The organism is Isoptericola sp. NPDC056605 (assembly GCF_042792795.1).
Classification (GTDB): Bacteria; Actinomycetota; Actinomycetes; order Actinomycetales; family Cellulomonadaceae; genus Isoptericola.
Genome location: NZ_JBHTVT010000035.1, coordinates 1 through 13,450 on the forward strand (window position 1 = coordinate 1; position 13,450 = coordinate 13,450).

A 13,450-nucleotide genomic window follows, 5' to 3' on the forward strand; every position below is an offset into this window, starting at 1 on the left:
GCCGCGGTGGGCCCTCGCTCCCCGCGGTGGCCCCACTAAGTCCGCCGTGTTTGGGGGGGGCGGCCCGCAGAAGCGTGGGCCGCCCCGAACTACCTCGGCGATCTTGGTGCTACCTCGGCTCTAGGCAGGCTCGTCCGCGAGCTTGTAGCCCAGGCCGCGGACGGTGAGCAGGAGCTGCGGGGCGCCCGGGTCGGCCTCGATCTTGGACCGGATCCGCTTCACGTGAACGTCGAGCGTCTTCGTGTCACCCACGTAGTCCGCGCCCCAGACGCGGTCGATGAGCTGCCCGCGGGTGAGCACCCGGCCGGCGTTGCGCAGCAGCAGCTCCAGCAGGTCGAACTCCTTGAGCGGCAGGGACACGGCGTCGCCGCCCACGGTGACCGTGTGCCGCTCCACGTCCATGCGCACCGGGCCGACCTCCAGCACCGGCTCCCCGTCGTCGTCGTGCCCGTTCGACGACGCCTCCGGTGCCGCCGGGCCGCGCCGGCGCATCACCGCGCGCATGCGGGCCAGCAGCTCGCGGAAGGAGTACGGCTTGGTGACGTAGTCGTCGGCGCCGAGCTCGAGCCCCACGACCTTGTCGATCTCCGAGTCCTTGGCCGTGAGCATGATGACGGGCACGTCGCCGCGCTGCCGCAGCTCCCGGCACACCTCCGTGCCGGACAGGCCGGGCAGCATGAGGTCGAGCAGCACCAGGTCCGCGCCGCCGTCGTCGTAGGCGGCCAGCGCGTCGACCCCGTTCGAGGCCTCCACGACCTCGAACCCCTCGCGGGTGAGCTGATATGTCAGGGGGTCCCGATAGGACTCCTCGTCCTCGACCACCAGGATGCGCGTCACGCACCTACCTCCTCGTCCGTCGTGCCATGGGTGTGCTGGTTGTGCTGATGGGCGTGCTGATGGGTGTGCTGAGGGAGGTGCTGCTCGGTGGCCTGACCCGCCTGACCGGGGACGTCCTCGGGGGCGTCCCGCGGGATCTCCTGGGGCACGTCGGCCGCGGGGATGCGCAGGGTGAACGTCGAGCCCTTGCCGGGCTCGGACCAGATCTGCACGTCGCCGCCGTGGTCGGCCGCCACGTGCTTGACGATGCTCAGGCCCAGCCCGGTGCCGCCCGTGTCGCGCGAGCGCGCCGGGTCGACGCGGTAGAAGCGCTCGAACACGCGGTCCTGCTCGTCGGCGGCGATCCCCACGCCCTGGTCGACGACGTCGATCTCGACCAGGCCGCGGCGCACGCGCACCCCCACGCCCACGCGGGTGTTCTCCGGGGAGTAGGCGACGGCGTTGTCGAGCAGGTTGCGCACCGCGGTGACGAGGAGGTTGTGGTCGCCGTACACGAGGACGTCGGACGAGCCGCCGACCGTGATCGCGATGTTCTTCGCCTGCGCGGTGGTGCGGGCGCGGTCCACCGCCTCGGCGACGACGTCGCGCACCGGGATCGTCGTGACCTCCTGCAGCGCGCCCGCGACCTGCAGGCGGGACAGCTCGATGATCTCGTGCACCAGGGCGGACAGGCGCTGCGCCTCCGCCTGCATCCGCTCGGCGAAGCGGCGCACCGCGACGGGGTCGTCCGCGGCGTCCTGCACCGTCTCGGCCAGCAGGGCGAGCGCCCCGACCGGCGTCTTGAGCTCGTGCGAGACGTTGACGACGAAGTCGCGGCGGATGGCCTCGACCCGGCGGGCCTCGGTGCGGTCCTCGGCGAGGACGAGCAGCTTGTCGGGGCCGACCGGCGCGACGCGGACCTGCAGCAGCACCGTGCCCGACCCGATCGGGCCGCGCGGCAGCTCCAGCTCCTTCTCGCGGATGACGCCGTCGCGGCGCACCGCGCGTACCAGGTCGACGATCGCCGGGTGCTGCAGGGCGTCGTTGCGCACCACGCCCAGCGCGTACGCCGGCGGCGACGCCCGCACGACGTCGTCCTCCTCGTCCAGGACCACCGCCGCCGAGCGCAGCACCGCGAGCACGCGGACGAGCCCCTCGTCGAGCTCGGCGGGGGCTGCCTCGGGCGACCGGCGCTGGGCATGCTCGGAGAACCGGAAGGCGAGGGTCGCGACCACGCCCACCACGACTCCGATGATGCCCGCGACGACCGCGGTCACACCCTGGATGATTCCGTCCACGTGGCAAGCGTAGGTCGCGGTGCCCCGGGAATCCGTCGCGGAGCGGAACTGCTCAGCGAGCCGTCGCCCACTGTTCACCTTCGACCCGCCCGGAGTTCACCTGGGCGCCCCCGGCGCGTCCACGGGGCGTGTCAGGCTGGCCGCAGACCTTTTACCCCGAGAGGACAGCGATGCGAGAGATCTTCGAGGCCGAGCTGCGCCAGGTCGGTGACGACCTCATCGAGATGAGCCGGCTCGTCGAGTCGGCCATCCGGCGCGCGGGCGACGCCCTGCTGGAGGCCGACCACCAGCTCGCGCAGGAGGTGATCGCCTCCGACCACGCGATCGACCGGCTCGAGAGCGAGCTCGACGAGCGCTGCGTGCACCTGCTGGCGCAGCAGCAGCCCGTCGCGACCGACCTCCGGGTCGTCATCTCGGCGCTGCGCATCAGCGCCTCGCTCGAGCGCATGGGCGACCTCGCCCGGCACGTCGCCGAGATCGCCCGCGGACGGTACCCCGCCCAGGCCGTGCCCGAGCCCGCGCGCGAGACGTTCGTCAAGATGCACGGCGCGGCGGTGCACGTCGCCCAGCGCACGACGGCGCTGCTCGCCACGCGCGACGTCGCGCTCGCCGCCGAGGTGCAGCAGGACGACGACCTCCTCGACGCCCTGCACCAGGACACCTTCGCCGCGACGCTCGACCCCGAGTGGCCCGGCACCACGCAGCAGACGGTCGACGTCACGCTGCTCGGCCGCTACTACGAGCGGTTCGGCGACCACGGCGTCTCCGTCGCGCGTCGCATCACCTTCCTCGTCACCGGCAACTTCGACGACGAGCACGCGCGCGCCGACGCCTGAACCACCCGCGTGCCGCGAGGCAGTGCCGTTCCGGCCGGGGTACCGGACTACCTCGGCGGGATCGGTGCTACCTCGGCGAGGCCGCGGACCAGCGCGACGCGCCGTCGCGCATCCGTCAGGACGTCGACGGCGTCCACCCACTGCTCGACGGCGGCGGGCAGGCCGCGCACGGCATCCCCGGCGGCGCCTCCCAACAGCTCGGGGACGCCGCGCAGGCCGCGGGACGGGCGGTCGAAGAACGCCTCCGTCGCGGGGCCGTCGAGGGCCGGCAGCCCGACCTCGCGCTGGCGCTCGTGCAGCGCGTCGCACGCGGCGCCCAGCGCGGCGTCGCGCTCCTGCCACGTCGTGGCCGCGAGCGCCCGGTCCAGGTGCGGGCCCGCCGTCTGCGCCGACGGCGTGCCCGCGAACGCGGTGCCGAGCCACTTGGGATAGGGCGGCCACCGCCGCTCCAGCAGCAGGCCGAGCCGCAGGAGCGAGCCCGCCAGCCGGGCCGCGAGCACCCTCGAGCCGGCGTCGTCCCCCCGCACCCCGGTGCGTCCGACGAACGGCAGCTCCTGGCCGATCCGCGCCCACTCGGCGGCGAGCACGTGCAGCCACACGTCGTCGGGGTACCAGGCGAGCCGCGCCCGGATCGCGGTCAGCTCTCCGGGACCGTCGTGGAAGACGGCACCGGCGGTCACCTCCAGCACGCTCTGCCCGGTGAGCGCCAGCCAGCCCGCGGCGTCGAGGTCGGTCGTCGGGTCGAGGCCGAGCCGCGACGCCGCGAACCCGCGCGGGGTGGCGACCTCGACACGATGGCGCACCACCGGGTCCCAGGTCGTGGCGAACCGCACCGGCAGGCCCGCGTGCTCGGCCGGCAGCGCGGCCTCCAGGTGGGCGTCGACGGCCGCGACGTCCTCGTCGTCCGCGAGCAGCGTGAGCCGCAGCCCCCAGTCGTGGTCGCGCGACGTCTCGTCGTCGAGCCCGAGCACGTCGGACCCGCTGCCGAGCCGGCCCGCGGCGTACCGGAGGCCGGGCCGCCACGCCACCAGCAGGGGGCGGACGACGTCGTCGTGGAAGGCGCGGGCGAGGCCGGTGCCGGTGGTCGCGGTGGTCACCCGGCCATGCTGCCAGCGGGGACGACGAACCCCCGGGCCCTTGTCCGGGACCCGGGGGTTCGTCGTCAGCGGGCGAGCGTCACTTGCCCTGGTTCGCGACCGCCGCGATGGCGTCCTTCGCGGCTTCGGGGTCGAGGTACGTGCCGCCCGGGTTGGTCGGCTTCAGCGTCTCCTCGTCGAGCTCGTAGACCAGCGGGATGCCGGTGGGGATGTTGAGCCCGGCGATGGTCTGGTCGTCGACGCCGTCGAGGTGCTTGACGATCGCGCGCAGCGAGTTGCCGTGCGCGGCGACGAGGACGGTCTTGCCCGCCTTGAGGTCCGGCACGATCTCGCCGTCCCAGTACGGCAGGGCCCGGTCGAGCACCTGCTTGAGGGCCTCCGCGCGCGGGATGGGCTCGCCGGCGTAGCGCACGTCCGAGTCCTGGGAGAACTCCGAGCCGAGCTCGATCTCGGGCGGCGGCACGTCGTAGGAGCGGCGCCAGAGCATGAACTGCTCCTCGCCGTACTGGTCGCGCACCTGCTTCTTGTCCTTGCCCTGCAGGTCGCCGTAGTGGCGCTCGTTGAGGCGCCAGTTGCGCTTGACCGGGATCCAGTGGCGGTCGGCGGCGTCGAGGGCCAGGTTCGCCGTGTTGATGGCGCGGCGCAGCAGCGACGTGTGCACGACGTCGGGGGTGACGCCCGACTCCTTGAGCAGCTCGCCGCCGCGCGTCGCCTCCGCGGTGCCCTTCTCCGACAGCGGCACGTCCACCCAGCCGGTGAAGAGGTTCTTCGCGTTCCACTCGCTCTCGCCGTGGCGGAGCAGCACGAGGGTGTAGGTCATGGGGTCCATCCTGCCTGCTGGACGCCGGCGCCCGCACCGCGGGTCGGATCCCGGGACGCCGGCGTCCGCACCAGGCATGTCTCAGGAGTCGGCGCGCTCCAGCACGAAGACGGGGATCTGCCGGTCGGTCTTCGTCTGGTAGTCGGCGTAGTCGGGGTACGCGGCGACCGACCGCTCCCACCAGAGCTTCTTCTCGTCGCCGGTGACCTCGCGCGCGACGTACTCGTGCTTCTCCGGGCCGTCCTGCAGCTCGACCCGCGGGTTCGCCAGGACGTTGAAGTACCAGACCGGGTGCTTCGGGGCGCCGCCCAGCGACGCGACGACGGCGTACGCGCCCTCGTGCTCCACGCGCATCAGCGGCGCCTTGCGGAGCGCACCCGTCTTCGCGCCCACGGTCGTGAGGATGACGACGGGCATCCCGCGCATCGTCGTGCCCTTCGTGCCGCCCGAGCTCTCGTACTGCTCGACCTGGTTCGCGGCGCGCGCGGACGGGCTGGGGACGTACTCTCCGGTGATCGGCATGCCCCGTGCAATGCCGCGCCCGGGCGATCCATTCCCGGCCCGCCCGGGGCGGGCTACCGGGCCGCCCGTGCCCCGTGGACCTTCGCCGCCTGGGCGTACACGTCGAGCATCGCCGCGGCGGCGCGGTCCCAGCTGAACCGCTCGCTGGCGCGGCGGGCGCCGGCGGCCAGGCGGGCGCGGCGCTCGTCGTCGGCGAGGAGGTCGCCGAGCTCGCGCGCCCAGGTCCACGGGCTGTGGTCGGGCACGAGGACGCCGGACGACCCGTCCACCACGACCGTCTGGAGCCCGCCCACCGCTGCCGCGACGACGGGGGTGCCCGCCGCCTGCGCCTCGGCGGCGACCAGGCCGAACGACTCGTTGTGCGACGGCACCGCGACGACGTCCGCCGCGCGCAGGTAGTCGACCAGCTCCTCGCGCGGCACCGGCGGCCGCACGTCGAGGTGGTCGGAGACGCCGACCTGGTGGGCCAGCGCCTCGAGCTCGCGCACCGCCGTCGCCCGCCCGCTCGCCCCGCCCAGCACGACGAGCGTCGGCACCCTCGACCCGCCGCCGTCGCACCACGCCTCGGCGCGCGTCGCGTCGTCGGAGCTGGCGTGGTCGGCCAGCACGCCGAGCGCGCGGACCAGCACGTCCGGGCCCTTGAGGAGCTGGACGCGGCCGGCGAACAGCACGATCTTCCGGTCGGTCGGCAGGCCGAGCCGCTCGCGCAGCTCTCGTCGCACGTCGCAGGCGTCCTGGCCGGGGGCCGGGTCCAGCGGGCGGAAGACCTCGAGGTCGACGCCGGGCGCCACGACGTGCACGCGGTCCGGGTCGGCGCGGTACTCCTGCTCGAGGTCGCGGGCCTCCTCGCGGGTCGAGGCGACGAGCCCGTCGGCGGCCTCGACCACCTGCTCCTCCCCCACGATCCGGCCCACGGGCTCCGGCGTGTCCCCGGGGGCGAGCGCCGCGTTCTTCACGCGCGCCATGGTGTGCATGGTGTGCACGAGCGGGACGTCCCAGCGCTCGGCCGCCAGCCAGCCCACCTGCCCCGACAGCCAGTAGTGGCTGTGCACGACGTCGTACCAGTGCGGCGGGCGGTGCGCCTCGGCGCGCAGGACGCCGGCGGTGAAGGCGCAGAGCTGGCCGGGCAGGTCGTTCTTGTCCAGCCCCTCGTACGGGCCGGCGGCCACGTGCACGACGCGGATGCCCGGCTCCACGTCGACCCAGCGCGGCTGCGCAGACGCCGTCGCGCGCGTGAAGATCTCGATCTCCGCCCCCCGGCGGGCCAGGGCGCGGGCCAGCTCCATGACGTAGACGTTCATGCCGCCCGCGTCACCGGTGCCGGGCTGGTCGAGGGGCGAGGTGTGCACCGACAGCATCGCCACCCGCGGCCCGGGCCGCGCGCCGTCGCCGGGGGTGGTCATCAGGACTCCAGCACGCAGGCGGGAGGCGTCGGGAGCGCGTGCCGCGCCACCACCTCGCCCGCGCCCGTCGCAGGGTCGACCCGGACCGTCGCGAGCTCGCTGCGGCCCTGCAGCGCGACGACGACCGTCTCGGCGGCCGACCCCGAGCCCTGCGGCGTGGACGACAGGACGGCGTGGTGGCGGGGCCAGGCCCCGTCGCCGAGCGGGACGTCGGCCAGGTGCTCCAGGACGGGCGTGCCGCCGTCCGTCCCCACCGCGAGGACGGCGAGCACGTCCGCGCCCCGGAGGCCGACGTGCAGGCGGGCGCCGTCGGCGCTCAGCGTGACGTGCGCGGGGAAGTCGCGGCCCGGCGCGGCGGCCGGGGAGACGGGGGTGGAGGTCGCGGGGGCCCACCCGTCGCCGTCGCGCACCAGCACGTGCGCCCGGGCGTCGAGCTCGCCGACGACGACGAGCGAGCCGTCCGGCAGCGGGACGAGGTGGCGCGGCCCGGTGCCGGGCGGCAGGACGGCGGCGACGTCGGCCGCGGCGGCCGCGTCCGCGCCCGCGGCCGGGTACCGCCGCACGACGTCGGCGCCGAGGTCGCACACCAGGACGTCCGCCCCGGCCTCCGCCACGAAGTGCGCGTGCGGGCCGGCCTGCCGCTCGACGACGGGCCCGCTGCCCACGCCGGGGTGCGCGACGACGCCCTCGGCCGCGAGGTCGCCCGTCGCCGGGTCGACGTCCACCGAGGCGGCGACGCCGTCGCCGTAGTTGGCGACCCACACGGTGTCCCCGAGGGCGAGCACGTGGCACGGGTCGTCACCACCGGACGCGAGCGAGCCCGACGGCGCGAGCCGCGCGCCGTCGTCGCCGTCCTCCACGCGGAACGCCGTGACCGTGCCGGCCGGGGTCTCCCCCACCGCGTAGAGCGTGCGCCCGCTCGGGTGCAGCGCCAGGAACGAGGGCGACGTCGCGGCCACGGCCGGGACCGCCGACCGCACCGCGCCGTCCGTGTCCAGCGCGACCCGCCAGATGCTCTCCCCGCTGCCCGGGCCACCGCCTGGCTGCGGGTAGGTGCCGACCCAGAGCTGCGCCCGCGCGTCCCGTTCCGTCATGGCCTCAGCCTATGACCGCGCGCCCGCCGCCCCGGAACGCGGACGACCCCCGACCGGAGCCCGGTCGGGGGTCGTGCGTGTGCGGGGCGCGACCTTCAGTGCGCGTCCTCGTAGGCCGTGAGGACGGAGCTGGGGATGCGGCCGCGGTCGCTCACCTTGTGGCCGTTCTCGCGGGCCCACTCGCGGATCTTGGCGAGCTGCGCACGGTCGGTGCCGGTGCGACGGGCGGCGCTCCGCGTGCCGCCGCCCAGCCGCGTCGTGGTCTTGCGCCCGTGACCGATCCAGGTGGCGAACGCGTCCCGGAGCTCTGCCGCGTGCTTGGACGTGAGGTCGATCTCGTACGAGACCCCGTCGAGCGCGAAGGTGACGGTCTCGTCGGCGTCGCCCCCGTCGATATCGTCGATCAGGACGATCTGCTGCTTCTGAACCACGTGAATTCCCCTCGGTCACGATATGCGGTCAGAGTGAGAATGCCCCTCGCCTCACCGGATTGTCAATCCGAACGCGCCTCTTTGGAATCAAGAACCGAAATCAGCGCGATTCCGTTTCCGCGGCAGCAGCGGCGGCGGCCTCTTCGGCATCCATCCTCTCGAGCGCAATCCGCTCGTTCCGGTCCGCGTGCAGGATCTTGCGCATCGCGAGCCAGAACAGCAGGCCCACGCCGACCGACGGGGCGAGCCCGCTCATGATCGCGAGAAAAGTGTCCACGAGTCGACTTTCGTTCAGGCCGTCGGCTTGACGAGCGGGAAAAGGATGGTCTCGCGGATTCCGAGACCGGTGAGCGCCATGAGGAGCCGGTCGACGCCCATGCCCATGCCGCCCGACGGCGGCATCGCGTGCTCCATGGCGGTGAGGAAGTCCTCGTCGAGCGCCATCGCCTCGTCGTCGCCCGCGGCGGCGAGGCGCGCCTGGTCCTCGAAGCGCTGCCGCTGGACGACCGGGTCCACGAGCTCGGAGTACCCCGTGGCCAGCTCGAAGCCGCGCACGTACAGGTCCCACTTCTCGACGACGCCGGGGATCGTGCGGTGCGCGCGCACCAGCGGCGACGTCTCGACCGGGAAGTCCCGCACGAACGTCGGCGCGTAGAGGTCGTCGCCCACGTGGTGCTCCCACAGCTCCTCGACGAGCTTGCCGTGGTTCGTCTTCTTCGGGTCCACCGAGATCTCGGCCTTCTCGGCGAGAGCCAGGAGATGGTCGACGGTCGTCCCGGGCGTGATCTCCTCGCCGATCGCCTCCGAGAGGGATCCGTACATCGTGATCTGCGCCCATTCGCCGCCGAGGTCGTACTCCTCGCCGTCCGGAAGGGTCACCGTCGTGGTGCCGAGAACGTCGAGAGCGGCCTTCTGCACGAGATCCTGGGTGAGTGCGCCGATCGTGTTGTAGTCGCCGTACGCCTCGTATGCCTCGAGCATCGCGAACTCCGGGGAGTGCGTCGAGTCCGCGCCCTCGTTACGGAAGTTACGGTTGATCTCGAAAACCTTCTCGATACCGCCGACGACCGCGCGCTTGAGGAAGAGCTCCGGCGCGATGCGCAGGAAGAGGTCGATATCGTACGCGTTCATGTGCGTGCGGTACGGGCGGGCCGACGCGCCGGACGCGATGGTCTGCAGCATCGGCGTCTCGATCTCGAGGAACCCGCGGTCGTGGAAGTTGTCACGCATCGAGCGGACGACGCCGGCGCGGGTGCGGACCATCTCGCGGGCCGCCGGCCGCGCGATGAGGTCGACGTACCGCTGCCGGACCCGCGCCTCCTCCGACAGGTCCTTGTGCAGCACCGGCAGCGGCCGCAGGGCCTTGGCCGCCAGCGCCCAGGTGTCGGCGAACACGCTCAGCTCGCCGCGCCGGGAGGAGCCCACCCGGCCGTGCACGAACAGGTGGTCGCCCAGGTCGACGTCGGTCTTGAACGACGCCAGCGACTCCTCGCCGACCTCCTTGAGGCTGAGCATCGCCTGCAGGCGACGCCCCTCGCCGTCCTGCAGCGTGACGAAGCACAGCTTGCCCGTGTTGCGCAGGAACACGACGCGGCCGGCCACCCCCACGACGTCGTCGGTCTCCTGGCCCGCCTCCAGGTGCTCGTATCCGGCCCGCACCTCGGCGATCGAGTGGGTGACCGGCAGGCTCACCGGGTAGGGCTCCACGCCCTGCTCCAGCAGCCGGTCGCGCTTCTCCCGGCGCACGCGCATCTGCTCCGGGAGGTCGTCGGCGGGCACGGCGGGGTCAGGGTTCTGCGCGGAGGTCACCCGTCGATTCTACGGGCGACGCGCGTCACACCCGCCCGGCGGGGTCGGACGGGGTCAGGACGCCCCGGGCCGAGATCATGCGCGCAGGTCGAGCGCCAGGTCGAGGATCGGCGCGGAGTGCGTGAGCGCGCCGACGGACAGGTAGTCCACACCGGTGCCGGCGACCTCGCGGGCGCGGTCGAGGGTGAGGTTGCCGGTGGCCTCGAGCTCGACGTGCTCGGGCACCCCGTCGCGGCCCTGCCGCTCGCGCACCGCGACGACGGTCGCGGCGAGGACCGGCGTGGGCATGTTGTCGAGCAGCAGGAAGTCCGCGCCCGCGTCGAGCGCCTCCATCGCCTGGTCCGTGGTGTCGGCCTCGACCTGGACCAGCACGTCGGGGAAGGTGCGGCGGACGGCGTCGATCGCGCCGCGCACCGACCCCGCCGCGACGACGTGGTTGTCCTTGACCATCGCGACGTCGTGCAGGCCCATGCGCTTGTTGGTGCCGCCGCCCGCACGCACGGCGTACTTCTCCAGGGCGCGCAGGCCCGGCGTCGTCTTGCGCGTGTCGAGCACCTGGGCGCCGGTGCCGGCGAGCTCGCGCGACCAGGCCGCCGTGGCCGTCGCGACGCCCGACGCGCGGGACGCGAGGTTGAGCAGCGTCCGCTCCGCGACGAGCAGCACCTGCACGGGGCCCGCGAGCGACGCGAGCACCTGCCCCGGCGCGACGGCGTCGCCGTCCTGCGCGTGGAACGTCACGGCGGGGGCCGGGAGGCCGAGGCGGCCGGCGACCTGCCGCAGCACCTCCCCCACGACGACGAGCCCCGCGACCGTGCCCGCCGACCGGGCGACGAGGTCGGCGGTGCCCGTGGCCGACGTCGGCACCGTGGCCTGCGTCGTCACGTCGCGGCCCGGCGCCGCGCCGAGGTCCTCGTCCAGCGCGGTCCCGACGACACGGGCGACCCACGCGACGTCCAGCCCCGGCTCGACGGCGGACGGCTGGTCGTGCACGAGCAGGTCAGGCTGGTTCAGGTCGGGGCGCACGTCGGTCACGCTGCGCAACGCTACCGCCCGCGAGGTCGCGCCCCACCCGCCGAGGTAGTTGTCGGACTACCTCGGCGGGACCCGAACTACCTCGGCAGGTTCCGGACTACCTCGCGGAGAAGGGGACTACCTCGGCAGGTTCCGGACTACCTCGCGGAGGGTGTCGGCCTCGTCGAGGGCGAGCGTGACCCGCCGCCGCCAGGCCGGGTCGGACGCGGGGAAGTCGGTCCGGAAGTGGCCGCCGCGCGACTCCTCGCGCACCCGGGCGGCGTGCACCAGCGCGCTGGCGACCTGGTGCACGGTGGTGGTCTCCCACTCGGCGACCTGCGGGTCGGCGACGACGTCGGCGGCCCGGTGGGCGTCGGTCCGGACCGCGGCCAGCACCTGTGCCGCGCGCTCCAGCGACTCCGCCGACCGCACCGGCCCGGCGCCGTCCGACGTCGCCCGCTGCACGCGCGAGCGGGCCGCCGCCGCGACGAGCGCCGCCCCGCCGGGGCGTTCCTCCGGCTCGGGGGCCCGACGCGGCCCGCCGTCCTCGACCTGCCGCACGACGTCGCGCGCGGCGCGGTGCGCGAAGACCAGGCCCTCGAGCAGCGAGTTGGACGCGAGCCGGTTGGCGCCGTGCACGCCCGTGCACGCCACCTCCCCGACCGCGTACAGGCCGGGCACCGAGGTGCGGCCGCGCGGGTCGGTCACGACGCCGCCCGAGTGGTAGTGCTGCGCGGGCGCCACCGGCACGGGCTCCTCGGTCCAGTCGATGCCCTGGTCCAGCAGGCGGGCCGTGATGGTCGGGAACCGGCGGCGCAGGAAGTCCGCCCCGAGGTGGCGGGCATCCAGCAGCACGTGGTCGGCGTTCGTCGCGGCCATCCGCCGCACGATGGCGTGCGCGACGACGTCCCGCGGCGCCAGCTCGGCCAGCTCGTGCTCGGCGGGCATGAAGCGGGACCCGTCGACGTCGAGCAGCAGCGCGCCCTCGCCGCGCACCGCCTCGCTGATGAGCGGCAGCTGCCCCTTGGCCCCCATGCCCTGCCAGAGGACCGTCGGGTGGAACTGGACGAACTCCAGGTCGCCCACGGCGGCGCCCGCGCGCAGCGCCGCGGCGATGCCGTCCCCGGTCGCGCCGGGCGGGTTGGTCGACGAGCGGAACACCTGCCCGATGCCGCCCGTCGCGAGCACCACCACGGGCGCGAGCGCGGCCCCCACGCCGTCGCGGCTGCCGGCGCCGCGCACGTGCAGCGTGACCCCGGCGACGGACCGGCGCCCGTCCGGGCCCGGTGCGCCGGTGAGGACGTCGAGCACGAGCGCGTTCTCGAGCACCTCGATGCCCGGGTCGTCGCGCACCGCCTCGATCTGCGCGATCAGCGCGCGGGAGATCTCGGCGCCCGTCGCGTCGCCGCCGGCGTGCGCGATGCGGTCGGCGCGGTGCCCGCCCTCGCGGGTGAGGGCGATGCCGCCGTCCGGGCCGACGTCGAACGACGTGCCGCGCCCGACGAGCTCGCGCACCCGGTCCGGCCCCTCCGTGACGAGCACCCGCACGGCGTCCGGGTCGCTCAGGCCGCCCCCGGCGGCGAGCGTGTCCGTGAGGTGGGCGTCGGGGGTGTCGTCCGGGTGCAGCGCCGCGGCGATGCCGCCCTGCGCCCACACCGTGGAGCCGGACGACAGCGCGCCCTTGGTCACCAGCAGCACCCGCGGCACGCGCGAGCGCAGCTCCAGCGCCGCGGTCAGGCCGGCGATGCCGGTGCCGACGACGATCGCGTCGGCGGACGTCGTCCAGCCGGGGGCGGGGGCGGCGAGGGCGCGGGCGAGCCGCGGCCCGTTCACCGGGTGAGCGCCCTGGTCGGGATCCCGGCCGTGGCCCCGGCCCTCACCGGACGGCCGCGAACGGCACGCCGCTGGACTCCAGGCCGAAGCCGTCGGGCACCTGGCCCGGGTCGTCGTCGAGCTCGACGATCCGGTTCTCCGGGTCGACGAAGACGACCGCCGGCGAGTACGTGCGCGCGTCGGCGTCGGACAGCATCCCGTAGGCGATGACGATGACGGTGTCCCCGGGGTGCACCAGGTGCGCGGCCGCGCCGTTGATGCTCACCTGGCGTCCGCCGCGCTCGCCCGGGATGACGTAGGTCGTGAGGCGGGCGCCGTTGGTGACGTCCACCACGTCGACCTGCTGGCCCGGGTAGAGGTCGGCCGCGTCGAGGAGGTCGGCGTCGATGGTGATCGAGCCGACGTAGTGCAGGTCCGCCTGCGTCACCGTGGCGCGATGGATCTTGCCGATCATCATCGGCCGCTGCAGGGAGGCGGGGC

The 13,450-nt window shown here is 74.5% G+C and carries 14 protein-coding genes; 1 reads left to right on the forward strand and 13 read right to left on the reverse strand.

Annotation, left to right across the window (positions count from 1 at the left end; genetic code table 11):
* Positions 1-120 precede the first annotated feature (120 nt).
* Together ACFQ8Y_RS21845 and ACFQ8Y_RS21850 are read right to left on the reverse strand one after the other, a co-directional pair.
* Positions 121-837: a response regulator gene (locus tag ACFQ8Y_RS21845; RefSeq protein WP_430548603.1), complete on the reverse strand. Its 717-nt coding sequence runs from the start codon at positions 835-837 to the stop codon at positions 121-123.
* Positions 834-2,114 (reverse strand): sensor histidine kinase, encoded by a 1,281-nt coding sequence (locus tag ACFQ8Y_RS21850; protein WP_430586729.1) that lies wholly within the window; start codon positions 2,112-2,114, stop codon positions 834-836. The genes ACFQ8Y_RS21845 and ACFQ8Y_RS21850 overlap by 4 nt, the downstream gene beginning before the upstream one ends.
* A 170-nt stretch (positions 2,115-2,284) precedes the next feature.
* On the opposite strand from ACFQ8Y_RS21850, the gene phoU reads away from it, so the two are divergent.
* Positions 2,285-2,950: a phosphate signaling complex protein PhoU gene (phoU, locus tag ACFQ8Y_RS21855; protein ID WP_430548601.1), complete on the forward strand. Its 666-nt coding sequence runs from the start codon at positions 2,285-2,287 to the stop codon at positions 2,948-2,950.
* 47 nt (positions 2,951-2,997) lie between these two features.
* Here the strand turns inward: phoU and ACFQ8Y_RS21860 are convergent, their stop codons facing one another.
* The 11 genes from ACFQ8Y_RS21860 to panD all read right to left on the reverse strand — a co-directional run bounded on the left by ACFQ8Y_RS21860 (position 2,998) and on the right by panD (position 13,427).
* The gene (locus tag ACFQ8Y_RS21860) at positions 2,998-4,047 is read right to left on the reverse strand and encodes a DUF4037 domain-containing protein (RefSeq protein ID WP_430548600.1); all 1,050 of its coding nucleotides are present in this window, start codon (positions 4,045-4,047) and stop codon (positions 2,998-3,000) included.
* Between the two features lie 79 nt (positions 4,048-4,126).
* The gene (locus ACFQ8Y_RS21865) at positions 4,127-4,867 is read right to left on the reverse strand and encodes a phosphoglyceromutase (protein ID WP_430548599.1); all 741 of its coding nucleotides are present in this window, start codon (positions 4,865-4,867) and stop codon (positions 4,127-4,129) included.
* Positions 4,868-4,948: 81 nt separating this feature from the next.
* Positions 4,949-5,389 (reverse strand): nitroreductase family deazaflavin-dependent oxidoreductase, encoded by a 441-nt coding sequence (locus ACFQ8Y_RS21870; RefSeq protein ID WP_430548598.1) that lies wholly within the window; start codon positions 5,387-5,389, stop codon positions 4,949-4,951.
* A 53-nt stretch (positions 5,390-5,442) separates the two neighbouring features.
* A complete protein-coding gene (gene mshA, locus ACFQ8Y_RS21875) occupies positions 5,443-6,792 on the reverse strand; it encodes a D-inositol-3-phosphate glycosyltransferase (RefSeq protein WP_430586730.1) in 1,350 nt (449 codons plus the stop codon).
* On the reverse strand, positions 6,792-7,886 hold the full coding sequence (locus ACFQ8Y_RS21880) for a lactonase family protein (protein ID WP_430586731.1): 1,095 nt from the start codon (positions 7,884-7,886) through the stop codon (positions 6,792-6,794). The genes mshA and ACFQ8Y_RS21880 overlap by 1 nt, the downstream gene beginning before the upstream one ends.
* Positions 7,887-7,981: 95 nt before the next feature.
* Positions 7,982-8,317, reverse strand: a complete 336-nt coding sequence (locus ACFQ8Y_RS21885) for an Lsr2 family protein (RefSeq protein WP_430548595.1) — start codon at positions 8,315-8,317, stop codon at positions 7,982-7,984.
* A gap of 100 nt (positions 8,318-8,417) precedes the next feature.
* Entirely contained in the window at positions 8,418-8,594 is a 177-nt protein-coding gene (locus ACFQ8Y_RS21890) for a hypothetical protein (RefSeq protein ID WP_430548594.1), read from the reverse strand.
* 14 nt (positions 8,595-8,608) lie between these two features.
* Positions 8,609-10,069, reverse strand: coding sequence for a lysine--tRNA ligase (gene lysS, locus ACFQ8Y_RS21895; protein WP_430549027.1), 1,461 nt, complete (start codon positions 10,067-10,069; stop codon positions 8,609-8,611).
* A gap of 132 nt (positions 10,070-10,201) precedes the next feature.
* Positions 10,202-11,149 carry a carboxylating nicotinate-nucleotide diphosphorylase gene (nadC, locus tag ACFQ8Y_RS21900; RefSeq protein WP_430586740.1) on the reverse strand — a complete coding sequence of 316 codons (948 nt, stop codon included), beginning with the start codon at positions 11,147-11,149 and terminating at the stop codon, positions 10,202-10,204.
* Between the two features lie 126 nt (positions 11,150-11,275).
* A complete protein-coding gene (locus tag ACFQ8Y_RS21905) occupies positions 11,276-12,970 on the reverse strand; it encodes an L-aspartate oxidase (protein ID WP_430586732.1) in 1,695 nt (564 codons plus the stop codon).
* 43 nt (positions 12,971-13,013) lie between these two features.
* A complete protein-coding gene (panD, locus tag ACFQ8Y_RS21910) occupies positions 13,014-13,427 on the reverse strand; it encodes an aspartate 1-decarboxylase (RefSeq protein WP_429766833.1) in 414 nt (137 codons plus the stop codon).
* Positions 13,428-13,450 lie beyond the last annotated feature (23 nt).